This is a genomic window from Anaerobacillus sp. ABR4_321 (assembly GCF_056158505.1).
Window position 1 is genome coordinate 1,212,702 of sequence record NZ_JBSWTK010000001.1, and the last position, 25,529, is coordinate 1,238,230.

23 protein-coding genes and 1 riboswitch are annotated in these 25,529 nt (G+C 39.2%); of the genes, 17 read left to right on the forward strand and 6 right to left on the reverse strand.

All coding sequences use genetic code 11. From position 1 onward, the window contains the following. The first annotated feature begins 160 nt into the window (after nt 1–160). From ACXADT_RS06350 to ACXADT_RS06370, 5 genes are all read left to right on the forward strand, one after another. Complete coding sequence (locus tag ACXADT_RS06350) at nt 161–1,606, forward strand: circularly permuted type 2 ATP-grasp protein (protein ID WP_474833767.1); 1,446 nt, start codon at nt 161–163, stop codon at nt 1,604–1,606. 19 nt (nt 1,607–1,625) lie between these two features. Then, entirely contained in the window at nt 1,626–2,591 is a 966-nt protein-coding gene (locus ACXADT_RS06355) for an alpha-E domain-containing protein (RefSeq protein ID WP_474833769.1), read from the forward strand. Next, nucleotides 2,588–3,454, forward strand: a complete 867-nt coding sequence (locus ACXADT_RS06360; RefSeq protein WP_270180151.1) for a transglutaminase family protein — start codon at nt 2,588–2,590, stop codon at nt 3,452–3,454. Before ACXADT_RS06355 ends, ACXADT_RS06360 begins: the two co-directional genes overlap by 4 nt. A gap of 164 nt (nt 3,455–3,618) precedes the next feature. Next, nucleotides 3,619–6,585: a formate dehydrogenase subunit alpha gene (gene fdhF / locus ACXADT_RS06365; RefSeq protein WP_474833771.1), complete on the forward strand. Its 2,967-nt coding sequence runs from the start codon at nt 3,619–3,621 to the stop codon at nt 6,583–6,585. Beyond that, entirely contained in the window at nt 6,569–7,042 is a 474-nt protein-coding gene (locus tag ACXADT_RS06370; RefSeq protein WP_474833774.1) for a helical membrane plugin domain-containing protein, read from the forward strand. The genes fdhF and ACXADT_RS06370 overlap by 17 nt, the downstream gene beginning before the upstream one ends. A gap of 33 nt (nt 7,043–7,075) precedes the next feature. Here the strand turns inward: ACXADT_RS06370 and ACXADT_RS06375 are convergent, their stop codons facing one another. Then, nucleotides 7,076–7,570, reverse strand: a complete 495-nt coding sequence (locus ACXADT_RS06375) for a VanZ family protein (RefSeq protein WP_474833776.1) — start codon at nt 7,568–7,570, stop codon at nt 7,076–7,078. A 172-nt stretch (nt 7,571–7,742) separates the two neighbouring features. On the opposite strand from ACXADT_RS06375, the gene ACXADT_RS06380 reads away from it, so the two are divergent. From ACXADT_RS06380 to ACXADT_RS06390, 3 genes are all read left to right on the forward strand, one after another. Further along, a complete protein-coding gene (locus tag ACXADT_RS06380; RefSeq protein WP_474833778.1) occupies nt 7,743–9,080 on the forward strand; it encodes a UDP-glucose dehydrogenase family protein in 1,338 nt (445 codons plus the stop codon). Nucleotides 9,081–9,216: 136 nt separating this feature from the next. Continuing rightward, entirely contained in the window at nt 9,217–9,360 is a 144-nt protein-coding gene (locus tag ACXADT_RS06385; RefSeq protein ID WP_474833780.1) for a hypothetical protein, read from the forward strand. A 69-nt stretch (nt 9,361–9,429) separates the two neighbouring features. Continuing rightward, nucleotides 9,430–9,843, forward strand: coding sequence for a hypothetical protein (locus ACXADT_RS06390; RefSeq protein WP_474810439.1), 414 nt, complete (start codon nt 9,430–9,432; stop codon nt 9,841–9,843). Nucleotides 9,844–9,930: 87 nt separating this feature from the next. On the opposite strand, the gene ACXADT_RS06395 is transcribed toward ACXADT_RS06390, so the two are convergent. Further along, nucleotides 9,931–10,068: a hypothetical protein gene (locus ACXADT_RS06395; protein ID WP_270180144.1), complete on the reverse strand. Its 138-nt coding sequence runs from the start codon at nt 10,066–10,068 to the stop codon at nt 9,931–9,933. Between the two features lie 43 nt (nt 10,069–10,111). Next, a riboswitch (cyclic di-GMP riboswitch) is annotated at nt 10,112–10,202 on the reverse strand. A 270-nt stretch (nt 10,203–10,472) separates the two neighbouring features. Further along, nucleotides 10,473–10,637, reverse strand: a complete 165-nt coding sequence (locus tag ACXADT_RS06400) for a hypothetical protein (protein ID WP_270180143.1) — start codon at nt 10,635–10,637, stop codon at nt 10,473–10,475. Nucleotides 10,638–10,806: 169 nt separating this feature from the next. Here ACXADT_RS06400 and ACXADT_RS06405 point away from each other — a divergent pair, with 169 nt between their 5' ends. The 6 genes from ACXADT_RS06405 (at nt 10,807) to ACXADT_RS06430 (ending at nt 16,126) form a co-directional block, all read left to right on the forward strand. Next, complete coding sequence (locus ACXADT_RS06405; protein WP_270180142.1) at nt 10,807–10,941, forward strand: hypothetical protein; 135 nt, start codon at nt 10,807–10,809, stop codon at nt 10,939–10,941. 83 nt (nt 10,942–11,024) lie between these two features. Next, nucleotides 11,025–11,477: an SRPBCC family protein gene (locus tag ACXADT_RS06410; protein ID WP_474833783.1), complete on the forward strand. Its 453-nt coding sequence runs from the start codon at nt 11,025–11,027 to the stop codon at nt 11,475–11,477. A 59-nt stretch (nt 11,478–11,536) separates the two neighbouring features. Next, complete coding sequence (locus ACXADT_RS06415; RefSeq protein ID WP_474833785.1) at nt 11,537–12,022, forward strand: VanZ family protein; 486 nt, start codon at nt 11,537–11,539, stop codon at nt 12,020–12,022. Nucleotides 12,023–12,190: 168 nt separating this feature from the next. After that, a complete protein-coding gene (locus ACXADT_RS06420) occupies nt 12,191–14,470 on the forward strand; it encodes a cell wall-binding repeat-containing protein (protein WP_474833787.1) in 2,280 nt (759 codons plus the stop codon). 161 nt (nt 14,471–14,631) lie between these two features. After that, nucleotides 14,632–14,919 carry a hypothetical protein gene (locus ACXADT_RS06425; protein ID WP_270180138.1) on the forward strand — a complete coding sequence of 96 codons (288 nt, stop codon included), beginning with the start codon at nt 14,632–14,634 and terminating at the stop codon, nt 14,917–14,919. Nucleotides 14,920–15,133: 214 nt separating this feature from the next. Next, nucleotides 15,134–16,126, forward strand: a complete 993-nt coding sequence (locus ACXADT_RS06430) for a Gfo/Idh/MocA family protein (RefSeq protein WP_474833789.1) — start codon at nt 15,134–15,136, stop codon at nt 16,124–16,126. A gap of 22 nt (nt 16,127–16,148) precedes the next feature. Here the strand turns inward: ACXADT_RS06430 and ACXADT_RS06435 are convergent, their stop codons facing one another. The 3 genes from ACXADT_RS06435 to ACXADT_RS06445 all read right to left on the reverse strand — a co-directional run bounded on the left by ACXADT_RS06435 (nt 16,149) and on the right by ACXADT_RS06445 (nt 18,448). Beyond that, nucleotides 16,149–16,931, reverse strand: a complete 783-nt coding sequence (locus tag ACXADT_RS06435; RefSeq protein ID WP_474833791.1) for an HAD-IIB family hydrolase — start codon at nt 16,929–16,931, stop codon at nt 16,149–16,151. Nucleotides 16,932–17,032: 101 nt separating this feature from the next. Continuing rightward, nucleotides 17,033–17,170, reverse strand: a complete 138-nt coding sequence (locus ACXADT_RS06440) for a hypothetical protein (protein WP_474833793.1) — start codon at nt 17,168–17,170, stop codon at nt 17,033–17,035. A gap of 15 nt (nt 17,171–17,185) precedes the next feature. Beyond that, nucleotides 17,186–18,448: a helix-turn-helix domain-containing protein gene (locus ACXADT_RS06445; protein WP_474833795.1), complete on the reverse strand. Its 1,263-nt coding sequence runs from the start codon at nt 18,446–18,448 to the stop codon at nt 17,186–17,188. Between the two features lie 216 nt (nt 18,449–18,664). On the opposite strand from ACXADT_RS06445, the gene ACXADT_RS06450 reads away from it, so the two are divergent. The 3 genes from ACXADT_RS06450 (at nt 18,665) to ACXADT_RS06460 (ending at nt 25,411) form a co-directional block, all read left to right on the forward strand. Further along, on the forward strand, nt 18,665–18,808 hold the full coding sequence (locus ACXADT_RS06450) for a hypothetical protein (RefSeq protein ID WP_474833797.1): 144 nt from the start codon (nt 18,665–18,667) through the stop codon (nt 18,806–18,808). Between the two features lie 158 nt (nt 18,809–18,966). Beyond that, nucleotides 18,967–21,054 carry a cell wall-binding repeat-containing protein gene (locus ACXADT_RS06455; RefSeq protein WP_474833799.1) on the forward strand — a complete coding sequence of 696 codons (2,088 nt, stop codon included), beginning with the start codon at nt 18,967–18,969 and terminating at the stop codon, nt 21,052–21,054. A gap of 211 nt (nt 21,055–21,265) precedes the next feature. Further along, a complete protein-coding gene (locus tag ACXADT_RS06460) occupies nt 21,266–25,411 on the forward strand; it encodes a cell wall-binding repeat-containing protein (protein ID WP_474833801.1) in 4,146 nt (1,381 codons plus the stop codon). Nucleotides 25,412–25,529 lie beyond the last annotated feature (118 nt).

Here is a 25,529-nt window from a genome sequence, read left to right on the forward strand (position 1 = left end):
TTAGTAGTGAATAATCGTTGCTCAATCTGTAAAATTTTGAAAAAACAATTCTTTTCTACTATGTAATTGAAGGATATGGACTATCTTATAACGAAATTTGTTAGAAAAGTAAGAATTATGGGTAATTTACTAATCATACATAGAAGGAGGAAAAGGTATCGTGTTTAATTCATACAAACTTGATGAATTCTTTGATGAGATGCTTCAAAAGGACCACCTCCCTAGAGATTACTGTAAACCTTTCCATGAAAGGTTAAACAGTGTTGATCCAAACGATTTACAAGAGAGGTATGAACTTGCTCAAAGTGATTTCTTGAGACAAGGGATCACTTTTACGGTCTACAGTGAAACGGAAGGAACGGAACGAACGATGCCGTTCGATTTCGTTCCAAAAATCATTCCTCCAGACGAATGGGCGGAACTTGAACGTGGGTTGATGCAACGATTTGATGCACTAAATGCATTTTTAGATGACGTGTATCATGAACAGCAAATATTAAAAGATGGCGTGATTCCTCGAGACCTCGTTGTTAACTGTCAGCATTTTTTTGAACAGGTGGCAGGAATCGATCTCCCAAGAAGGCAGCATATTTTTATGGCTGGGATTGATTTGATTCGTGATGATAGTGGCGAGTACCGAGTCTTGGAAGATAACCTTCGAAATCCTTCAGGGTTGTCGTATGTTTTCCAAAATCGTTACGTGATGAGGAAGGTATATCCTGAGTTCTTTAATCAATATTCTGTTCAATCACTAGAACAACAGTTTTCTTATCTGCATTCGTCTATGGCTTCTCTTGCACCTCAGAATAAAAGTAATCCAACCATCGTCCTTTTGACACCAGGAGTTTATAACTCAGCTTATTACGACCACAGTTACATTGCGCAAAGATCCGGCGTTGAACTCGTAGAAGGTAGGGATCTCGTTGTAAGGGAACGTGAAGTCTTTATGAAGACAGCGAGAGGCTTGAAGCAAGTCGATGTGATCTATAGAAGAATCGATGATGAATTTCTCGATCCACTTGAATTTAGAGAAGATTCTCTTCTAGGTGTTCCTGGCCTTGTCGATGCTTATCGAGCAGGTAACGTATCGATCATCAACGGAATAGGAAACGGCGTTGCAGATGATAAGGCGATCTATCATTTTGTACCAGATATGATTCGCTATTATCTTAACGAAGAACCTTTGGTAAAAAACGTAGATACCTATCTATTGAGGTATGAAGATCAATTGGAATATGTATTGGATCATCTGTCGGAGCTTGTTGTGAAGCACACGAATGCTTCAGGGGGTTACAATATGTTGATCGGTCCTCATGCTTCTGAAGAAGAAATCGAAGCATACAGGAAGCAAATCTTGAAGAACCCATCAGAATTTATCGCACAGCCTACGATTAAGTTATCAAGATTACCAGCATTTAAAGGAGATCGCTTTGCTGCATGTCATGTCGATCTAAGAGTCTTCATCTTTGGTGGAGAAAAAACGCACGTATTCCCTGGAGGATTAACGCGCGTAGCCTTAAAAGAAGGTTCTCTCGTCGTCAATTCCTCACAAGGTGGGGGAGCGAAAGACACGTGGGTTCTAGAGGAGTCTCCAGCCAACGTATAAAAGGGAAGGAGTAATGACGATGTTAAGCAGAGTAGCTGATTCATTGTATTGGTTGTCTCGAAACGTAGAAAGAGCAGAAAACAATGCTAGATTAATAGCTGTTAAATTAACGAGCCGTTTAGAAAATGCGAATCCGACTGAAGAAAATAACCAAAACTGGTATGAGCTAATCGAAATTGGCGGCTATCAGCAAATTTTCAATGAAAATTATTCGGGATGCGATGACAGAAGCGTTGTGGAATTCTTAATGTTTTCCATGAAGAACCCGAACTCCATCTTGAATGCGATCACGGTGGCAAGAGAAAATGCCAGGGCTGTTCGCGAAATTATTCCTAATGAATTATGGGAAAGCATCAACTCGTTCTATTTGAAATTAAAAAGCTATAGTAAGTCTCGATGGGAAATGGATGAAGTAAACGAGTTCTGTGAAACAATTAAAAAAGAATCGCTCTTCTTCCAGGGGATTGTAGAGGCAACAATGCCAAGAGGCGATGCGTATTTGTTTATGGAGATGGGCAAACACTTGGAAAGGGCGGAGAAGACCGCTCGAATACTCGATGTTTTTTACCATAAAAATCTAGATCAATACGAAAATAAAGAAATCGTGGAGTATCATCATTGGTGGTCTGTGCTTCAATCGGTGAGCGGTCATGAAGCTTATATCAAAATGTATCGACCGCTTATTAGATCGAAAGATGTTGCTGAATTCTTTATCCTCAACATGGACTTCCCTCGTTCTATGATCTACTGCATACAGAAAGTGCGCAATGCGTTCGTTGCATTAGAGGAGGGTGAAGTTGAGCATTACTCTGAGTCCCTTGCAAAGGAGCTCGAATACTTAGCGAACGATTTGATCGATTTTACCATTGAAGAAGTCCTTTACCAAGATGCTCATGCCTTTCTTCAAAGTTTTCAGCGTAGATGTAGCACCATCGGTCATTACATTACGCGAACATACTATCTAGGGGAAGTAGCGATACCATGAAATTTGAAGTTACACAAACCAACAGCTATGAATATGAGCGCCCAGTGAGACAAAGTATCAATCAGTTCAGGTTACGTCCACTTCATGATGAGTTGCAAACTGTTCATGAATATACTGCCATTATCGATCCAGTCAGTGAAACGTATGGCCATACGGATTATTGGGGGAATTACGTCGAGACCTTCTACATTTGGAGCGAGCATCAAACTCTATCGATCGAAACCATCTCGAAAGTAGAGACAAATTCGATAGAGTTTGATGTTTCAAACCCACTGACTTCTGAGCAAAGGCAGGAGCTAACCTCTCATTCTTTTAAACAGGCTTATGCAGAGTACTTGATCGATCGGCATTATACAACCATACCTGAGGACGCCATGAAGAAAGAAACAAATGAAATCTGGGCACAGTCTAGAGATGAACTAGATTTTGTAGTAAATCTCAATGAACACATTTACAATTCGATGGAGTATGTATCTGGTGCGACCAATGTGATGACAACTGCTGATGAAGTGTTGGAGCATCGAACTGGGGTATGCCAGGATTACACTCATCTCATGCTCGCACTTTGTCGTTATCGTGGAATTCCAGCACGCTATGTTAGCGGATATATCTATATCGGGGAAAATTCCGCTTATCGAGGTGATGCCGCTACACATGCTTGGTTAGAAGTAAAACTACCAGGACAAAAATGGTTTGGGGTTGATCCTACGAACAATGCGATCGTTGGTGAACAGCATATTCGTATTGCAGTTGGACGCGATTACAGTGATATATCACCATTAAAAGGTGTGTATATTGGTGGAGCACACACGCTAGATGTGAGTGTTAGTGTAAAGAACTTAGAAGAGCGGGTAAGCGGATAGTTTCGCTACCTGCTTTTTTCTTTAGCAGAGGTGGGAAGGAAATTTATAAGGAATAAAGAAAGATGAGTAATAGCATGGCTTAATTTCTAAAGATCAGCCTATCATGGCTACGGATAGGGTATAGAGGAATAGGTTTCCAATGAATGAAATAGGGGTGAAGAATAGTGTCTGAAACCATTCAGGTTACGATTAATGGAAAGAGCACAGTTGTAAATGACCGTATGAGTGTCCTTGATGCTTTACATAACAATGAGCTCGATTTACCTAGCGTGTGCTATCATCCGAGTTTAGGTGCCATTGAGACATGTGATACATGTATGGTAGAAGTGAACGGAGAAATCGTAAGAGGTTGTTCTACTAGACTCTCAAATGGGGATAACATCAATTCAACAGCTCCTCATGTAAAGAAAGCACAGGATATTGCGATGGATCGCATTCTTTACAATCATGAGTTGTACTGTACAGTGTGTGATTATAACAACGGAACATGCGAGATTCATAATACCGTGAAACAAATGAAGAAAGATCACCAAGCAGTACCGTTTGACCCTAAGCCTGAACGGATCGATGATTCAAACGCATTTTATCGGTATGATCCAGATCAGTGTATTTTGTGTGGACGCTGTGTAGAGGCATGCCAGGATGTTCAAGTGACGGAAACGATAACGATCGATTGGGAACGTGAAAGACCAAGAGTCATCTGGGATAACGATGTTTCAATCAATGAGTCATCTTGTGTTTCTTGTGGACATTGTTCTACTGTCTGTCCTTGTAATGCGATGATGGAAAAAGGAATGGAAGGGGAAGCGGGTTTCTTAACAGGCATTCCTGATGGCACGCTTCGTCCAATGATCGAGCTAACAAAGAATGTTGAAACAGGCTATAACTCTATTCTTGCGATTTCTGACATGGAGTCAGCGATGAGAGAAAACAAGATTAAGAAAACAAAGACGGTATGTACATACTGTGGCGTAGGTTGCAGCTTCGACGTGTGGACGAAGGGTCGCGATATTTTAAAAGTAGAACCACAAGCTGAAGCTCCTGCAAACGGAATTTCGACTTGTGTGAAAGGAAAGTTCGGCTGGGATTACGTTAATAGTGAGGAACGACTAACAAAGCCACTGATTAGAGAAGGAGAATCATTCCGAGAAGCGGAGTGGGATGAAGCGATCAAATTGATTGCAAGTAAGTTCAGTGACATAAAACAACATCACGGTCCTGATGCCCTTTCTTTTATAAGTTCTTCAAAATGTACAAACGAAGAATCATACTTAATGCAGAAATTAGGCAGGAGTGTAATTGGTACAAACAACATCGATAATTGCTCGCGTTATTGTCAGACGCCTGCCACAAAAGGGTTGTTCAGAACGGTTGGGTACGGGGGCGATTCAGGTTCGATCACAGATATTGAAATGTCAGAGCTCGTCATCGTCATCGGTTCGAATACTTCCGAATCACACCCAGTGTTATCGACCCGTGTGAAAAGATCGCATAAGCTTCACGGCCAAAAACTCATCGTTTCTGACTTGAGAAAGCATGAAATGGCTGAGCGTTCCGATCTTTTCATTCGTCCATCTTCTGGCACAGACCTTGTGTGGCTTTCAGCAGTTACAAAATATATTATCGATCAGGGATGGGCGGATGAAGCGTTCTTAAAAGATCGGGTGAATGGTCTCGCTGATTATATTGAGAGTTTAGAACCATACACGTTAGAGTACGCAGAGAATGTGACCGGTATTTCTCGAGAAGAATTGATAAAGATTGCTACGATGATTCACGAAGCGAACAGTACGGTTGCGCTATGGGCTATGGGTGTAACGCAACATAGCGGAGGATCTGATACGAGTACTGCAATATCGAATCTATTACTTGTAACAGGAAATTATGGTAAGCCTGGAACGGGGGCTTATCCGCTTAGAGGACATAATAATGTTCAGGGAGCAAGTGACTTCGGAAGCATGCCGAACATGATGCCTGGGTATGAAGAAGTCACAGATGAAAAAGTCCGAGAAAAATACGAAAAAGCGTGGGGTAATCCGCTACCTGAAGAGATAGGGCTTAACAATCATGAAATGGTCAAAAGTATTCATGATGGAAACCTTAAATGTATGTACTTAAAGGGTGAAGACATGGGAATCGTAGACTCTAATCTGAACTATGTTCATGAAGCATTTGAAAAACTTGATTTCTTTGTCGTTCAGGATCTTTTCTTAACAAAGACCGCTGAATATGCAGATGTTGTTCTTCCAGCGAGCCCGAGTCTTGAGAAGGAAGGTACGTTTACCAATACAGAGAGACGGATTCAACGACTTTATCAAGCTCTTGACGAGCTTGGTGATTCCAAACCGGACTGGAAGATCATTATGATGATTGCAAATGAACTCGGTGCAGATTGGAAGTATGATCATCCTCGAGATATTATGGGTGAAGCAACACAGCTTGCAGACATGTTTGCAGGTGTTTCGTATGACCGTTTAGAAGGCTATGATAGTCAGCAATGGCCAGTTACGGCAGATGGGAAAGATACACCGCTACTTTTCGAGGAAGACTTCCCATTTCCAGATGGAAAAGCTCGATTGTTTCCACTCGAATGGACTGAGCCGATTCAGTTCGATGATGAATATGATCTTCATGTTAACAATGGCCGACTTCTTGAACATTTTCATGAAGGGAATATGACATATAAAAGTGAAGGTATCAAAGCCAAAACTCCAGAGTCGTTCATAGAAGTATCCATAGAACTAGCGGAAGAAAGAGGCTTAACGGATGGCACGTTAGTAAGGCTCTCTTCTCCGTATGGCGCGATAAAACTTAAATGTCTCGTCACGGACAGAGTACAAGGAAAAGAAGTTTACGTTCCATTGAACGATTCAGGTGAGGGTGCGATCAACTTGCTGACGAGTAGCTATGCAGACAAAGATACGGATACCCCTGTCTATAAAGAAGTGAAAGCAAAAATGGAAATTTTAAAAGATAAAGGGTCTTCTCCGCTTCCAAAAGTAAACCATCGATTTGGTAACCCGCAACCACAAATCGGTGTACAAGTAGAACGTAAATGGGCACGAAAGGATTATCTATTCCCAGGAGATATGGTAAAGAAGGAGGCGAGCCGTTTTGGCAAAGGCCATTAAATCGATTAAAAAGATTGAACTAACAGAAGATGAGAACAGAGCTATAGATTTAAAAGAGATTGAAGATGCATTGATCGATAACAAAGAAGCTTTACTTGAAACGCTGGAAGTTGTAGGGCATATGAAAGATAGAGGCGTTATTTCGCTCCTTAATGGGATGTTTGGTGAAGGGGACCGTGTTCTCAAAGTGCTTGTTGACCTTCTTAGTACTCCGGAAAATACGATGGCGATTAAGAATTTGATGCTATTGGTCGGAGCACTTGGAAGAATCAATGTGAAAGAGCTAGAGCCTTTGATCGATCGGCTTAACAATGGAATTGAAAATGTTGCTGATAATGAAGACAACGACCATAAAACAGGTTATCTTGATTTGTTCAAAGCCTTAAAAGACCCAGAAATTAATCGGTCGTTATCGATGTTACTTCTTTTCCTAAAAGGAATGGGAGACGATAAATAGTCGAATATGTAGGTGGAAAAGCCGGAAACCTCTTTAGGAGGCATTTCCGGCTTTTTTATTTTTGATTAAGGATAATATGAGAATAAGTAAACAAGCTAACACCATTCCGAGCGTATCCGGTATGAAGACATCGATCAAATGTCCAGTGCGATTTGGAATTAAACTTTGATGGTATTCGTCGAACAAAGCATAGAGGAATGCGAGTAAGAATCCAAAAGACAGTGATTTTCTAAGGGTGTATCGTTTCATGAAGAACAGTATCCAGAAAAATGTAAGTAAGCCAAAAGAAACGACATGTGCCCCTTTTCTTAAGAAAAACTCAACATATCGATATGGTTCAGATGGTGTAACGAGGGCTCCATCGTAACGAAATTCGATTTGGGGAAGATCCTTTTGTTCAATCTTGACCCACTCTTTAAATAGAGGTTTAACGTCTTGATTTTGATAGGGTGTATTAGAGGATAGAAAAAGGATGATCATCATAAGCGACGCAAGTATAAGCCATATCCATCTTTGTAAAAAAATCATTGGTTTCACACTTTCTAAATTGAGCAGTTTAATAACTATCATATCGAAAAAACGGTAATATTGGGAGGTGTTAATTCATTATTAATGTTTTGTTTAGTTATCACAATATCACGTCTATACGACATAAACATTCTTATAATAAAGACAAGTACATAGTAGAGGAGGGCTAGATGTGAAAATTGCAGTGATCGGAACAGGATATGTTGGTCTCGTTACGGGAGTAAGTCTTGCTGAAATCGGATATCATGTGACGTGTATCGATACAGATGAGGCAAAAGTGAAGGTGATGTCAAATGGTCAATCTCCTATATACGAACCAAATTTAGAAGAGCTTATGAAGCGGAATAGTAAAGCGAACCGTTTATCATTTACTACCTCGCACCATGTTGGATTAGCAAATGCTGACGTTATTTACATAGCGGTTGGTACACCTCAACATCCAGATGGCACTGCAGACCTTCGCTATATAGATGCAGCAGCATTAGATATCGCGAATGCGTTACAACAAAATGCGATTATCGTTACGAAAAGTACTGTGCCTGTAGGGACGAATGAACGGATAAAGGGAACGATTCAGCAAAATGTTTCTCTAGGAATTAACGTTCAAATCGTTTCCAACCCTGAGTTTTTAAGGGAAGGGTCTGCAGTTCATGACACGTTTAATGGGGATCGCATTGTTATCGGTGCAGACGATAAGTATGCAGGAGACGTGATCGAATCGATCAACCTCCCATTTGGTATTCCAATCTATCGAACAGATAGCAGGAGTGCAGAAATGATTAAGTATGCTTCTAATGCTTTTCTGGCAACGAAAATAAGCTTTATTAATGAAATAGCAAACATTTGCGAAAAAGTGGGTGCTAACATAGAAGATGTCGCAGAAGGGATGGGCAAGGATCACCGGATCGGAAATGAATTTCTGAAAGCTGGTATCGGTTATGGAGGATCATGTTTTCCGAAGGATACGAAGGCACTTGTCCAAATCGCAGGAAACAATCATCATGACTTTACGTTATTGAAGTCTGTTATAGAAGTAAACAACGCTCAACAAATGAAGCTTGTACAGAAAGCAAAAGATGTTATGGGTGACTTAAGAAATAAGAAAATTGCTCTTCTCGGCCTTGCTTTTAAACCTAATACAAACGACATGCGTGAAGCCGCTTCGATACCAATTGCCCACACTCTCTTAGAGGAAGGTGCAGAGGTTCGTGGATATGACCCGGTTGCCATTGAAAATGCCCGCTCATTTCTGTCGGAAAAAGTTATATTCTGTGAAACGATTGAAGAGTCCTTAACGCATGCTGATGCAGCTTTTATCATAACGGAATGGGAGGAAATAAAATCAGTAGATTTAACGATCTACGAACGCTATATGAAGGTACCCCTCGTTTTTGATGGAAGGAACTGCTATAGTCTTGAGAAAGCGAAAGAGAGCGGACTCATCTATGAATCGATCGGTAGGCCGAGTTATGGCTCAATTAACAAAACGGTACGAAGGGCAGGTTGCTAACCTGCTTTTTTTATATGTTTTTGTAATATAATGTCATACGGTTGTGCTTGATATGTTACCGTATTTTGGTAAAATATTTGTGAGTATATGGAAATGGTGGGATTGATAGGATGTTAAGACGGAGTGAGGTGATCAGGTGGTAGAAAAAACGTGTGTCAACTGTCATAAGCCTTCTTATAGCAGCAACCAAAACGGTGAGTGGATTTGTCCTTATTGTGGAGAAGATATGACCGATGTTCCGATCAATAATCAGGAGTTGAACTCACAGCCACAGTCGTAAAAATGCTTGCAATTTTAGTTGTCCTCTCTCTAAAATGAAGTCAAGTACACATGAAAAGGAACGTGACTAATGGAGGGACTAATTAAATTAATCGCGGCCATCGTAAATGAACTACACGACATTCTCATCGAAGTGGTGTATGGTTTAGGGTTTGTGGTGAGTGATAAGGATTTGCATTTCTGGGTCATGGGTATATTAGGAATGGTTGGTTTTGTCTTCGTTCAAGTTGTTTTTAAACTTCTTTCTAAATGGAGCATAACGTCTATTTCGTTTATTTATACGTTTACGGTACTGTTAGTCGTTGTTTTTGCAATTGAAATTCAGCAGAAGATTACTGGAAGAGGAAATATGGAATTTGAAGATGCCGTCATTGGATTAAAAGGTTTTGTCATTTTGTTTTTCATTTATCTTATTATCAAAGGAATAATGAAGGGCATCAATCTTCTTTTTAAAACAAAACAAAAACAGTCTGTTACAAAGTAAGTTTGTGAAGCTGATCATGTCAGCTTCTTTTTAGTTGGGCAAACTGTAGGGTAATATAAAAAGAGCCCTAACAAAGGCTCTAAGGCATTAATACGTTAACTGTGTCAGTAAAGCAATCATTGCTCCAATTAAAATCGCCGAAATCGGTATGAGGATATAGATGAGCTTTTCCTTACGCTCTTTCCTATATTGAATTTCTTCTGGAGTCGACCAGGTTCCTTTCATATTTTACTCCCCCTTTATTGCCACAAATCGACTGGAGAACGTGTTCGGCAGCTGGCTGACTTTCGGAACGTCATTACCGTGAAGTCCCTTTAGCTTTGCGTCACCATTTTTCAATGGTTTTGCCTTTCTCGTACGATTGTATGACGGTTACTGTGAAGACCTGAAAAAATAAAATTTGTCGAAATTTGACCTCAATAATAGTATAACGTAATCCAATAGACCTGTATATTGGGAAAATTGTTTTTTTTCATAATCTATTAACCCCAAGAATCATAATACGTTTCCCAAGTTTAGGAAGAGTGAAAACACGCTTCGTTATTCCTATTAAGGATGCGGAGAAGGTAACAAAATACAGGTCGTATTAATCGTTCACATGTTATAAAGGGGTGAAAAACATGGACGGATCAGATCATTCGCTGTTCTTCGGTTAGTTCACGCTCTACTAAGAACTCAATGAAATCCCTTTCATTTTCTGAGAGGCGACGGTCAAGCTTGTTTTCAAATTCAAGTACCAATTCTTCGTATCTTCTTTCAGATAGTGAGGCAAGCAGTAGAAAAGAATCTTTCATGACCTTTCCCCCTTTTGGATGTTTTATGGCGAAACTCTCCTCATATTACTACTTCGAACACATCGAGAGAGTTTAAGGGTGTGTATGTCTGAATATTATAAAAAAATATTTTTGTACATGAATTTGTTGTGTGAGTTTAAACTATGACAAAGAAAAAGGAGGTAACGATATGAAGAAAAGAAAAGCTCAGAAAAATGCTGCGATCACGAATAATCAAACTCCGACTGAAAGCCTTCCAAACCCTGAGGGAGAGTATAAGAGAAGTAAACATAAAGAAGTCACTGCACCAAAATTAGAAGAGTAGAGGACTTTCCTCTACTCGGTTAAAAAAACAAGCAATATTCAATATTAATCTTTACGAACTTGGTATTGTAAAGGGGTAGGAGAATGCCGGTCATTTATCTAGAAACATTCATTGAAGCTCCGATCGAGAGGTGCTTTGATCTTGCAAGAAACGTCGATGTTCATACAAAGAGCGCAAAAGGGACAGATGAAAAAGCGGTTGCTGGCGTAACGGAAGGACTATTAGAAGTTGGTGATTATGTAACGTGGGAAGCAACTCATCTGGGAGTGAAGCAAACGTTGACTGCTCAAATCACTGCATTGAATAGACCAGATTGGTTTATTGATGAGATGGTGTCTGGAGCTTTTCATTCGTTTATACATACACATAGGTTTGAAGAATTTGACGGCGTAACGTTAATGATTGACCAGTTTATTTATAAAGCCCCTTTTGGACTAGTGGGGTCCATTGCGAACGTACTTTTCCTCAAACGATATATGCACCGCTTTCTTCATACTAGAGCTTCAGCTCTTAAAGAAATCGCTGAATCAAGTTGAATAGTACTCACTTCTCCTGGCAATAATCGTAACGATTAAGGGGAGTGAGGAATATTTCTATGAAAATCTTGAGTACGATTTGTTCAATCTTGTTTTTATCTTACATTGTAATGGGGATGGCAATTATTACAGCTGCTGTTCTTCAATATCCTCTAGCTGAACACTTCTCCACTAGCAGATTTTTACCTGAAATCATTCACTATGGGCCTCACGAAATGAGCCTCGAGAGGAATGGTCAAGACGGCATGGTGAATTTCCTCATTAGAAAAGCAGGTCATTTTGTTATGTATAGCTTTCTGGCGATTTTCTTAATGATTGTTTTTCGAGTAAGGCCATATGTCGTTAAAATCTCTTTGGTATTAGCCAGTATAGGTGCTCTTGGGGCAATGGACGAAATGGTACAAGCATTCCTCCCAGAAAGGAGCTCATTACTTATGGATGTCTTTGTGGACATCGCTGGTGGATGTTTTGGGGTCATAATATTTCTCTTATTGATAGGTAGTCACAGCAATGTACCTAAGGTGAAGGGAAAAATAGTTGGTTAGAGAAACTTTTATAGTAAAAAAGAACCTATAAGGGATCGCCTTATAGGTATTTCTATGTTATTTATGTAAGATTTGTCATTTTTACCATTCAATATGTCGAAATTATGCTAAAGTGTTGTAAAAGGGAAAAATTTATTTTCCGACAAATTACTTAGGGGGAAAAGGGATTTGAAAGTATTCACATCACTTTTAGTAGGCATTTTAGCACTTTCGTTGTCGGTTCAACATGTCGAGGCAGCAGAGGACCACGTTTCTGTGAGACTAGTAAACTTCATTAAAAACAAAACAGAAGTTTCCTTCAATGTGAATGGTAGCTACCATGTAGATGGTAGTGAAATCAACATTCAAAGTAATGATGGTAATCAGTTTAAGGTAAAAGCAGAATCCGGTGATGTTGTATTGTACAAAGGGAACTCGAAGCTTGGGAATTTTGGCGATAGCATGACGTTGGTTCCTACTATCACAGGTGCGAAAGATAGTTACATAGAACTCGGGGATAAAAGCTATCTTGGTGAGATTGAGATGACTGTTGAAGGAAACTATATTCGTCCAATCAACACGTTGCCGATGGAGGATTATCTTAAGGGAGTCGTACCGAGTGAAATGATGCCTTATTGGGGTGATCATGGCGGTCAAGAAGCCCTTAAAGCACAGGCAGTTGCAGCCAGAACTTTTGCTAAAGTAGATATGCTCAATCAAGAAGCAAACCCAGATCGATATCCGTTTACTGATACTACGATGAGTCAGGTGTATAAAGGGATGCACTGGTATGACACGACGAATCGAGCGGTTGATGAGACAGCTGGGAAAGTACTGAAACATTCGAATGATGAGGGTGGATTAAATTACATCGGTGCTTATTATTCTTCGAGCAATGGGGGAAGAGTACTGTCAAACACAAATTCTTGGGGTAGTAAATTAATTCCATATCTTCAAGGGAAGGAAGATCCCTATGATAAGAGAAGCCCTAATCCTTATGATACGTGGAGTTATACATTAGGGAAAGACCAAATCGATACCTCAAAATTGGATTTAAAAAAACCTGAATCATGGTGGGATAATGTTTCTGAGTTAGACAATGATGCTACAGAAATCAAAAATATTAAATCTAGACTCGTAAGTGAATACGGGTTTAGCTCCAAAGATCAGATTAAAATTACAAAAATCAATGATCTGTCATTCACACTACCTCCATTCAATAATAATGATGTATTAGAAGGTAGTCTATCATTTAGTTACTTCATTAAAAAACCTGATGGCTTTGTAATGAAAGATGGGAAGATTGAAGAACATACAAAAGTAATTAATGATGATTCATATAAAATTAGATTTATGATTGGTACTTCGATTATGAAAGGTCCTTATGTTAAGAAGGTCGATAAAGAAGGTGATTCCTTTACGGTCCATGGCAGCGGCTTCGGTCACGGTATCGGTATGAGTCAATACGGTGCATATCAGCAGTCCAAAGAAGGGCGTACGTATGATCAAATTCTTGATTTCTACTATACTGATACAAAGTTAGTACAAGAAGGTACTGTGGTATCAAGTAAAAGGCTTTCAGGTTTAGACCGTTACGAAACGAGTGTGGCTGTATCTCAATTCGGCTGGACAAATCAGTCCGATGTAGCAGTTATCGGGCGTGGAGATGTAGCGATTGATGCTCTAACTGGAAGTGTATTAGCTAAAAAATATAATGCACCTCTTTTATTAACGCCACCAAATCAACTTAATGAACATGTAGAAAAAGAATTGAACCGTTTAAAGCCTCAAAAGATTTACGTTCTTGGCGGGAATAGTGCGATTTCTGAAAGCATTGAAAAAACGCTTAAAAACAAGAATTATGTACAGGAAGTTGAACGATTAAGTGGAAGTGACCGCTACGCAACTGCGGTAGAGATAGCGGAGGAAGTAGGAAACTTTAATCAAGCTATACTTGCCTCTGGTAGTAATTCATCGCCTGATGCGCTTTCGATTGCTTCCTATGCAGCAGCCTCACAGATTCCAATTTTATTAACACCACCTGATAATTTAAATGAGTCTACTAATAATTTTCTAGAAACTGTCAAGGTTCACAAAACAACTTTGGTAGGTGGAACAAGCGTTATTTCAGATTCAGTTGAAAATGGCTTGGAAAATGAGGGAGTCAATGTTAGTCGTGTGGCTGGAAAAGATCGTTACGAAACAAGTGTAGAAGTAGCGAAGGAATTTAATTTTGCAGCTTCTAATGTGTTCTTTGCGAACGGAGATGTTTTTATTGATGCACTTCCAGGTTCCTCTCTCGCGGCTGCGATGCAAGCGCCTGTACTACTAACGAAACAAGAGAAGCTACCTGACGTTATAAAAGGTTATTTAGAGAATGGTAGTCATTCTACAAATGTCTATCTTCTTGGGGGCGACAAAGCGATTTCCCAAAGCACGGATCATGCTATCCAATCTAGTTTACAGTAGAGACTTCACCCGCTTTTTGAAACAAAAAGTGGGTGTTTCCTTTATAGCTGGAGTAGTGTAATATATTCATTTCTGTGTTATGCTTTTGAGTAACCAAGTTTAGCAAATATATTTGTTTGAAAATGTATATATTATAGCCTCACCTTTAAGGACGTGATTCGATGCATGATAAACAGGAAATCGAAATAGTATGTGATGCTTTGCGAACGTATTGGCGTCAACATCCTGAAAAGAAACTGGGTCAGTTGTTATCCGACTTATTTGATGAGCGCAGTGAAGGCAAGTCTTTTTCTGAAACGGGAGACGATGAATGGCTGCACTGGATGCTTGAGAACAGCAAACATCAGCATCGTATCGAAAAGAAGTATCGCTATGAAGCTCAAATCAGTGATCTCGAAAAACATATTCGTCCGGAATTGATTGAAGTGATCAGACGCTTTTCAAAATAAAGAAGACAGTCAAAGAGCCGCTCTCCAAATGGAGGGCGGCTCTTACTTTTCCTTATAATCAAAAGGGGGGATTAAAGGGATTACTTAATGTTTCGGCTTAAGACGATTCAAGATGGGGGTAGTGTAAAGGAAAATTTTACAGGCATATTAAAATGAATGAAGGCTCACGTATGCTAAGCTATACGTGTAAACAAGAGACAAAGGAGAGGGTAAGATGACGATTAGATTTGGTATCATGGGTACTGCAAATATTGCCCGAAAAGCTCTGATTCCTGCAATGAAATCTGCAAAAAATGTTCAAGTAGTGAGCGTTGCGAGTGGAAGTGGGAAAGCGAAGGCGTTCGCAGAAGAGATGGAAATCGAAAGGTATCATGACAGCTATGAAGAGATGCTTGATGATGAAACGATCGATGCTGTTTATATTCCTCTTCCAAATACTCTCCACAAGAAATGGACGATCGAAGCAGCGAAAAAAGGTAAGCATGTGTTGTGTGAAAAGCCTGCAGCGATTACAGCACAAGATGCTGAAGAAATGGTTCGAGCGTGTGAAGAAAACGGCGTTACGTTTATGGAAGCCTTTATGTATCAGTTTCACCCACAGCATAATAAGGTGCGTGATGTGATTGCTTCTGGAGAAATCGGTGACGTGAAGTATATGCGTTCAACGTTCTCTTTCTATCTTGGAGACCGCCCTGAAAACATAAGGTTGAATAGAGAACTTGGCGGTGGAAGTATCTGGGACGTTGGTTGTTATTGTATCCACTCCTCTCGTCATATTCTCGGAAGTGAACCGACAAGAGTGTTTGTTGAAGGGAACGTTTCTGAAAACGTAGGGGTAGACCTGTCAGCGAATGGTATCCTTACATTTCCAAATGGCGTTTCCGCCTCATTTGATTGTAGTTTTGAGCGTCAAATGAACAATGTATATGAAGTATTCGGCACGAAGGGAAGTATTAAAGTGCCGTTCGCATACCGTCCTGATGCACCTAATGCTGAGGGAGTGGTCGAGATAACTAACAGTGAAGGGGAAACGAGATTCGAACCGATCGATGGTGATCAGTACACGTTGATGGTCGAGCATTTTGCAGAGTGTGCGATGGATCGTAAACGCCCTTTCTACTCCGGTGAACTGACCGTAAATAACTTAAAAGTCATCGAAGCATCTTACGAATCACTGGAACAAAATCGTCCAATTGACATTCGATAAACGAAAAGCACACTGGCCTTTATTAGCCAGTGTGCTTTTTTAAAAGCTCTTTTGTTCCTTTAGAAAATGATGCTGAACTAGAGACAGTTGAAATTCTGTCTTCTTCAGGAGAGCTTCCTTCACCAACCCAATGGAATGTGATGTCTTCATACTTCTGTTCACGCGCAGTTACAGCCATGACCATATCCCCAGTGCTATCTCCAAAAACCAGTACCTTATTATGTTCCTTGTGCTTCACTTCAGAAATAATCCACTCAGCGCCAATTTTCTTTGATAGATCAGGGTGAATAACATCAACACCATACGTAGAGACAACTGTTTTATTTCCAGAGTCCATAGAGATTGATTCAATCTTCGAAGCGTAATCTTGTAGGGCTTTTCTTGTATTCCTAAGATGCTCTCGATCACCAGGTTCTCCGTGAACAGCCTCAACCGTACCCATCGATTCTTTTGTATCATCCCATTCGATAAGCCCTTGGAATTCGGAATGCTTGCTCACATCGTATAGCAACTGTTTTACCTCGTCATCGATAACATACGTAGTATCTAAACTCCAGGAAGATATATCGGTGCCTCGACCTTTGATCGCTCCATGCTCGGCTACACAATATAGGGTGGACCAATCGACATCGTTACTGAGAAGTGGAAACAAGTTATCTGAAAGCCACCCTCTCGAACGACCTGTCACGAAAGAGACGATGTTTTCTTCTTTCGCAAGATCTTCCACTAACTTTACTGCTTCTTCGTCTGGCTTTGCATTTTCGTCGGTTAACACGCCATCGACGTCGAACATATAAAATGCCATCAGTAGCACGCTCCTTATCTAATAGAGATACTGTTTAGTATAGCTAATTTTAAAAGGAGAGCAAATAAATAACCTGACGCAGTTTGCGTCAGGTTATGGGATTATGCGATAACTTCGGTGCTTGCAGGACCACTATCAGGTAACTTATCATGTGAGTCAGGAAGTTTATCATGATTTGAAAGCATTACTATTCCAGCTACACTAGTTATTAATAAAACATTCATAACCAATTTCTTCATTTTGCTTCTCCCTTTCTAATTCATCATTTTTTTTCTAGCCTCATTGGCTAGTCTAAAGTAAAAGCTGGCATTTTTATATTGTCCACTATTGAAATAGTAGTCTGCCAGCATTTCCCCATAATCAGATACATAAATCCAGTAACTTTTTTCTTCAAAATAGCTAACTGCATCCTTTAGCAACTCTTCTTGTTTTAAATCTGCTTTCTTAGACAGCTTCAATTCTAGCAGTTTAAAATGATAGATATATTCTAAGAATTCAGTTTTTGTAACGAGGTTTAACCCCTCATTTATCCAGTACTTCGCTTGGTCAATATCTTTAATTTTTATATGCTCAGAAGCAATGAGAAACATCGTTTTCGATCGGTCTTCTATTTCGTGTTCTTCATTATTTTGCAGACCAGATTGATAATAAGCTAGTGCTTTTTCCGTATTATTAAGAAAGGAATAAACATAGCCTAAGTCGTGATATATAATACTTTTTAACCGTTTGTCATTAAATGACTCGGCATACTTTAAAGCATTTTCGAAATGGTGTACGGCTTCACCATAATTCAAAATAACTCTATTATTAACTCCTAACAAGATCTCTGTATCAGCAGTTCTCTTAAAGTTGTATTCTTTGTTAAACAAGTCCAAACATTTTATTGCCAGGTTATTGGATAATGTAATTTGACTAAGACAGTTATGAACGAGAGCTTGCTGGTAATAAAATTCTGCTAATTCGGCATTATTTACTTTCATAGTCTTAAGTAATTTGTTTGCTTTTAAATACTGCTCATAAGCTTCTTTGAATTTACGATTTTGATAATAGTATAGTCCAAGGAAATAGTAATAAAAATACTCAAGGTTTTCAGACAATCTTTCTTGAACATGATAAAGTTTTTCTAATATGTCGTTCGCTTTATCGGCTTCTTTGAAGAGGATGTAGTATCTAAAAGTGAGAAGAAGGTATTTCGTTAGCATATCTGGATCCTCTACACCTCGAATCTCTTCATCGATACGTTTTTTAATCATAGTTACTTCATCAAAATTACGAAGACGCATTTCCTTATACCAGGTATCCAAGTCGTTGTGTAATCTATTAATCTTGTCCTCATCATCGACCTGTTCTAGTGAAACACCTAACTCTTTACATAGATGTGCAACTAATTCCTCACTTGGCTGTGCTAGACCATGTTCAATTTTACTTAAGTATGGGATTGAACAAATTCCCGAGGCGAGTTGTTCTTGTGTAATACCCTTCATTTGTCTGAAATACCTTATTTTGGCCCCAATCATGAAATGCTCCCTTTCTCCTAGAACTATTCTATTACAGTTTACTAAATTTTTGTACAAATGAAAATAGATGAGAGGTTGGGAAATATTAATCGAATTTTCTCGATTAAGAGGAGGAAATCTCAATTGGTTTCCCAATATACCATATGTCGAATTATTTTAAAACTACAATAACCATTATGTGGTAAAATAATGAAAATGAAAAGGAGGTGTTTCATATTGATTGAAGATCGAGTTGAAAGAGTTGAAAGTATTATTGCAAACCTTATTCAAATAATAGGTAACTTGAGAAAAGAGCAATATGTTCTGGAGGAAAAGGTCTTTCTTTTAAAACAAGAACTTCTTCAACAGGAAAGAATGTAAGTAGTTAACTTATAATAGAATAACATATTTCTCCTTTTTGCATCTCCACTCCTTTATCCACTATTTCCTTCTTCAGTCCAGTGTGATACTATTCTAATGATTTATCTAATCTTCTAGAAAAATTAAAAAAAATAGATAATTAAATAGATTATAAAGAGGTGTCACAACTGAGATTAAAACATTTCTTATTATTCGCGCTTTCTTTTTTTATTCTTTTTACAGTGCAACCAAGTATTTTAGCAGAAAACAAAAATGAAACCGAAAAGCTACTCGTTACATACAATGAGGTAAAACTATCTTCACGTGCAAATAGTGAATCTAGTAAAGTTGAGATACTAGAGGTTCCAAGTGAAAAAGTAATCGAAACAAAACAAAGTTTGGAATCAAATGATAATGTGTTACACGTTGAAATAGATCAGCCGGTTTATGTAATGGATGTTGAGAAGCCAAATGATCCTTTATTCAAGAAGCAGGAACCTTGGATTAGGCAAATAAACTTGTTAAAAGCCTGGAGTATGGCTCCAGAATCTCACAATCAAGTAACGGTGGCTGTCATCGATTCTGGAGTGGATTTGACTCATCCTGATTTGATGAGAAATTTAGTTCAAGGTACTAACTTGGTCAATGAAAACTCTCCTCCTCAGGATTTAGATGGACATGGTACCCATGTAGCAGGACTTATAGGCGCAAGAACTAACAATAGTCTTGGGGTGATTTCTCCGTCGCGTGGGACTAGTATCATGCCGATTAAAGTAACTGCAAATGGAAAAGGTAAGTTATCGTCCGTTGTAGACGGAATTAAATTTGCAATCGAAAATAAGGCAGACGTCATTAATTTGAGTCTTGGTGCATACAATCACTCTCACGCCCTAAAAACGGTTGTATCTGAGGCAAAATCTAAAGGGATCTTGATGGTAGGTGCTGCAGGCAATGACAATGAATCTGCAGTCATATATCCAGCCGCTTATCCTGAAGTTCTATCAGTAGCAGCATTAGAAACCGGAACTGCTAACAAAGCTACCTATTCAAATTATGGCTCTTTAGTTGATCTAAGTGTACCTGGAACAGATATATATAGCACTTTTTTAAACGGTAGCTATAGCTATGATAGTGGGACGAGTATGGCGGCTCCTATCGCCACATCTTCAGCTGTTTTAATCAAAAAGTACGCTCCTTTTTTAACAAATGATCAGATAATTAAATTATTGAAAGAAACCTCAAACCAATTATCCGGTACTTATGATTTAGGAAGCGGAGAGCTTAATGTCGAACAAGCCATTACAGGTGTTAACGAATACAACCGGACCTATGGACAGACTGCAATCGATACGGCAGTTGAAATTTCGAAGAATAATTGGAGCAGACTAGAAGAACAAAGCTTGAACATTGGGTCTGAGACTCTCGATGGGAAATTTGTCATTCTAGCCCGATCAGATGAATTTCCTGATAGCCTTGCTGCATCTACTTTAGCTTCTAGTATTGATTCTCCGATCTTACTGGTAAATAACGAGGAACTAAGCAAAAGTGTCATAGATGAAATGCTTCGCTTAGAAGCGAACCATGTACTTCTCATTGGCGGTGAAAATGCTATATCAGAAAAGGTTTCTACTACTCTCTTAAAGCATGGACTCAATCCTGCTAGAATTGCGGGAGAAAATCGATATAAAACTGCAGTTGAAATAGCAAAAGTGATTGACGGCTCCTCAAGTGATACTACATTTGTAGTTTCTGGTGAGGCGTTTCCAGATGCGCTTTCAGTATCTTCGTTTGCATCGAGGTTTGGATCGCCGATTTTATTTACAAAAAAGGACGAACTTCCTTCGGAAACGGAAGCATTTTTGAAAGAACAAGATGCAGCCTCCACGTACATAATTGGTGGAGAAAGTGTTATTGATAGTAACGTATATAAAAACATACCTTCAACAAAAATAACACGCCTCGGTGGAGAAGATCGCTATGATACGAACTTCAAAGTCCTGCTACACTTTGGTTTATCAGATGCAAGTCAAGAAATGTATTTTGCAACTGGGTTAAAGTTTCCTGATGCATTAACTGGTGGAGCCATAGCTGCTCGGCGTGGTGAAGCAATTATGCTAGTTCATCCAAAATACACAAATCAAGCATTAGAAAAATCATTACTATATATCAACAACAAGGGAATTAACAATTATCAAATCTTAGGTGGACCGAATGCCATTCCTTTGGAAAAGGCTTGGGAAATAGACAGGTTAATATCAGAATATTAAACGTCAGGATACCTGACGTTTTTCTTTTTGGGTGACATAAGAATTTGTTTTTCTACATAAAAAGGAAAATTATTAGAAAATTTTACAACAAATTATTGACTAAGTTTATTTTTCTGATTAAACTGAAAATAGTGAATTATTATAATGATATATTTCTAAAGGAGGGTTGTATTACAGGATTCTTTATAAAAAACAAGGGGGATTTTAGTAGATGACGTTTAAGAAAAAGGTAATAACGGTTGTTGCAGGTATGTCACTAGTGGCTTCTTCATTCGCTGGAGTTGGTTATAGTCCTGAAAAAGCAGAAGCTGCATTATCAGAGACAAAAAAATTCAAGCTTCCCGTTACTCAGGAAATTGCTTCACTGGCTGCAAGTGAACAGTCAAAGCAAGAACTAATAATTGTTGCAAGTAAGCATGGTGGACCTGATTTAACGAAAGAACTTGAAAGTCTTGGCGTTACTGTAAAGAAAAACACAAACAATTATTTGTATCTTGCTGAAGTGCCAACTCGTAAAGTTCTTCAACTTTATCGTTTAGATTCTGTTGGAATGATTGGAGCAAATAATCAAGTTGTGTTAGAAAAAAATGATCAAGAAGACACAGATCTAACGCCAAAGGTGAAAAATCCAGAAGATATTGTTAAACCTGCAACTGAAGAAACCCATTCAGCAACTGGTGTTGATGAGTTTCATGACAAATATGATGGTACCGGAGTTAAGGTGGGTATCATCGATACAGGGATTGACCCTGGACATGAAGCATTTACTCAATACGATAAAGAAGGGGAGGTCGTTTCTTCAAAGGTTAAAGGCGTAATGGATACCGTTGGAGAAGGCGACGTATGGTTCAGAGATAAAGCAGATGAAGGCGACTCAATTACTGTAAATGATGTCACTTATAATACTGAGGGTATCGATGCTGAAGATGATACATATTATTTCGGTACGTTAGATCCTGCAGCTTATGATGTAAATGCGGATAATAAACCCGTTTATAGAGACTTAAATGGGGATGGCACAGGTGATTCAAAGTTTGATGTACTGCTGGCAGATGATGAAGTCTATATTGATATGGATCAGGATAAAGATTTCTCAGACGAGCAACCATATGGTGAGGGAGATATTGATAGTTTTGATCTCAATCCAGATGATGAAGTCCCAGGTGCAAACTTTCAAATATCAGCACCTAGTCCTACTTATCCAAATCATCAATTCCCGAATACTACTATATATCCATGGCCTGTAGCTACTATTTTCTTTGATGGTGATGGACACGGAACACACGTATCTGGTATTACCGCTGCAAATGGACCAGCGAATGAGAACGAAACTGGTGCTGTAGCTGCTGAAGGTGTTGCGCCTGGAGCAGATCTGTACGGTCTTAAAGTATTTGATTCAGCGGGTAGAACGTATGGATGGAGTATTGCAAATGCAATGTATCTCGCTGCAATACCAGAAGAGCTTGGTGGTTTTGGTACTGATGTCGTCAATATGAGTCTAGGCTCTTCTCCAGATCTAAATGATGGTTCTGGAGCATATGCGCAAATCATTGAAGACATGGGTGAATTATTCGATACAATTTACGTTACTTCAGCTGGAAATGATGGTCCAGGAGTAGACTCTGTTGGTGCCCCTGGAGATGGTATGAAAGCACTTTCGATTGGTGCATATATCAATAGTAAAATGTGGGCTACTGAATATGGATATTATCCTTATGGAAAGAATGCAGATGGATCACCTAAGCAAGGAGAAGGACTATGGTATTTCTCAGCAAATGGTCCAACTGAAGATGGTCAGCAAAAACCTGACTTTGTAGCACCTGGCTCGGCTTATGCTTCCTATCCTGAGCACTTAGGTAATTATGAAGTTCTTCAAGGTACTAGTATGTCCTCACCTTACGTCGCTGGTGCGGTTGCAACTCTAAAGCAAGCGGCAATGAAGGATCGTATACCTTTTGATTATGAACTAGCACGTGAAGCTCTTATCCAAACTGCTGTTCATGTTGATGGCTATACAAGAGTCGCAGAAGGTGCAGGATTAATTGATGTACCTGCAGCATATGAATACATCCGTAAGCACTACATCAATGAAGTTAAAGAAGTTAATGTAACAGTGTATCACGGTGAAAAAGTCTCCGGTGGTCCTGGCCTTTATGTACGTAATAAAGAAGTTCCTGAGGAAGTAACAGTAATGGTAGAAAATCCAACTGATGAGAAGAAGAGTCTGGAGATGACTTCTAATTCTGATTGGTTTACACCATCAGTTACTAATGTTGACCTAGAACCAGGAGAATTTAAAGAGTTCACTGTAAAATACGATAAGAGTAAGATGAGTGTAGGAATTAATGCAGGGGAATTACTGATCGATGATCCAAATACTGCCTACGCCGAAGCTCGTTCTTTCCAAACGGTCATCCTTGGAGAAGAATTCACTTCTGATAAGCGATTCCGTTTGAGTCATGAAGGTGAAGTGCAATCTTCGCAAACAAAGAGTTACTTCTTTAACGTAGAAGAAGGTGCTCAAGAAGTACGTTTTGCGTTAGAAGCCCTTAAAGAGAACGACGACTTCCAGGGTAGAGTTAGAATGCTCGTCATGAATCCAGATGGAGACCAGGTAAATGCATTCCAAGGATATGCTGGATATGGTGGTCTTGGAGTAGAAGATTACGTTGCTAAGAGCCCTAAATCTGGTGTTTGGGAAGTTGCAGTATACGGAACAGCCGCTCCTAAAGACGGATATGATGTGAACAAATTCAAACTTGAAGCCTTTGTTCAGGACGTGGTTTCAAGCCCAGGTAAAATCTCACTTGGAAACAGCATGCCTGGTACTGAAGTTTCTAAATCTGTAACATTCGAAAACTATCTTTCTAGTGAGCGTTCTGTAGAAGTTGTAGGTGGTGCTTTTAGTAAGCCAGAAACTTCTAAATCTCGTGAAACTGTAGCAGATAAAGGGGTTTATGATCGTACCCTAACATTAAAGAATAATATCTCCCTTGAAGTGGCGATTGGAAATACCAACGAGTCTGGAGATGATTTAGATCTATATGTATATCGTTCAAAGGATGGTAAAGTGATCGGTGATTATATTGCAATCGATGCTGACGGTGATTCGGAAGAATCGATCTCACTTAAAAACCTTCCTGATGGCGAGTATACAATTCGAGTTGATGGTTATTCAACAGTTGATGCAACCACAGACTTTGACTTATCTATTACAGAAGCAAAAGTATTGGAGCCTGGTAAAAACGGTGAGGGTAGCATCGAAGTTACTGGAAAGTCCAGCTTTGATTTAGGAGTTGGAAAGAAAGCCACTACTGATGTGAAGATTACGACGCCTGAGAAGAGCGGTAAGTATACTGCTGGTGTTTTCTTAGCAGATAAGGCGACTGGGGAAATACTTTCTATCATTCCTGTTACAACAGATGGAGAAATGGTAGATGTAATTGCTGGAGAAAATAGAATTAAAACGTCTATTGAAGTTTCAAAAGAGATGTATCCAGAAGGTACAACTTCTGATACAGTATTTATCGCTACAGGCTTTAACTTCCCAGATGCTCTATCGGCTGGGCCGCTAGCTAGTGAATACGATGCGCCAATCTTGTTGGCTGGAAATGACGGAAAACTTTCTGAAGATGTTCTTAACGAAATCTCTAGATTAAAAGCTAAGAATGTTATGCTTCTAGGTGGGGAGAATGCAATCTCTGAAGATGTAAAAACTCAGCTAGCAAACATAGGAGTTAGTACTGCAGATATCGAGCGAGTTAGTGGTGACAATCGATATGATACTAACATCCAAATTATCAACAAGCTTTCGGATAGTGGCGTGAATAGCGACGCAGTTTTCCTTGCAACGGGTATGAACTATGCTGATGCGTTAAGTGCAGCTTCAATCGCTGGTGCAAAAGATATGCCGATTGTGTTAACAGATGGGAAAACACTAACTGATGAAGCGAAAGAAGTTCTTAAAGATAAAATGGTTTATGTTCTAGGTGGGGATGCGGTTATTTCGAAGGAAGTTGTTGAAATGACGAATGAAATTGCATCAACTAAACGTCTTGCAGGAGCAAATCGTTTCGGTACACTTGTAGAAATTCATAAAGAACTAGGTACCAACACAAATACTTTGTTTGTTGCAAACGGCTTTAACTTCCCAGATGCTCTTGCGGCTGCTCCTCTCGTGGTTAAAGAAGATGGAAGCTTGTTCCTTGTAAATAATGATGAAATTCCAAAAGAAATAGAATCATATCTTGTTAAGTACTTTACTACTACCGATGTATCAGGTGCGAAAGTACTTGGAGGAGAGCAAGCTGTTAACAAAAATGTTAGAGCTCAATTAAATGAGTGGTTAAACAACTAATCTCATAAAAAGAGTCGCTCGTCTTCGAGCGGCTTTTTTATTTTTATACTTGCAAATACTTTCAATCTATTACAATAATACTAATTGATACCATATTCGACATCTTATAGGGGGAGTG

Bases quoted from the DNA above. Each gene is read 5' to 3' on its own strand.
- ACXADT_RS06355 (WP_474833769.1), top strand. From the start codon at position 1,626: ATGTTAAGCAGAGTAGCTGATTCATTGTATTGGTTGTCTCGAAACGTA.
- ACXADT_RS06360 (WP_270180151.1), top strand. From the start codon at position 2,588: ATGAAATTTGAAGTTACACAAACCAACAGCTATGAATATGAGCGCCCA.
- ACXADT_RS06375 (WP_474833776.1), bottom strand. From the start codon at position 7,570: ATGATTTTTTTACAAAGATGGATATGGCTTATACTTGCGTCGCTTATG.
- ACXADT_RS06390 (WP_474810439.1), top strand. From the start codon at position 9,430: ATGGAGGGACTAATTAAATTAATCGCGGCCATCGTAAATGAACTACAC.
- ACXADT_RS06395 (WP_270180144.1), bottom strand. From the start codon at position 10,068: ATGAAAGGAACCTGGTCGACTCCAGAAGAAATTCAATATAGGAAAGAG.
- ACXADT_RS06400 (WP_270180143.1), bottom strand. From the start codon at position 10,637: ATGAAAGATTCTTTTCTACTGCTTGCCTCACTATCTGAAAGAAGATAC.
- ACXADT_RS06405 (WP_270180142.1), top strand. From the start codon at position 10,807: ATGAAGAAAAGAAAAGCTCAGAAAAATGCTGCGATCACGAATAATCAA.
- ACXADT_RS06410 (WP_474833783.1), top strand. From the start codon at position 11,025: ATGCCGGTCATTTATCTAGAAACATTCATTGAAGCTCCGATCGAGAGG.
- ACXADT_RS06415 (WP_474833785.1), top strand. From the start codon at position 11,537: ATGAAAATCTTGAGTACGATTTGTTCAATCTTGTTTTTATCTTACATT.
- ACXADT_RS06425 (WP_270180138.1), top strand. From the start codon at position 14,632: ATGCATGATAAACAGGAAATCGAAATAGTATGTGATGCTTTGCGAACG.
- ACXADT_RS06430 (WP_474833789.1), top strand. From the start codon at position 15,134: ATGACGATTAGATTTGGTATCATGGGTACTGCAAATATTGCCCGAAAA.
- ACXADT_RS06435 (WP_474833791.1), bottom strand. From the start codon at position 16,931: ATGGCATTTTATATGTTCGACGTCGATGGCGTGTTAACCGACGAAAAT.
- ACXADT_RS06440 (WP_474833793.1), bottom strand. From the start codon at position 17,170: ATGAAGAAATTGGTTATGAATGTTTTATTAATAACTAGTGTAGCTGGA.
- ACXADT_RS06445 (WP_474833795.1), bottom strand. From the start codon at position 18,448: ATGATTGGGGCCAAAATAAGGTATTTCAGACAAATGAAGGGTATTACA.
- ACXADT_RS06460 (WP_474833801.1), top strand. From the start codon at position 21,266: ATGACGTTTAAGAAAAAGGTAATAACGGTTGTTGCAGGTATGTCACTA.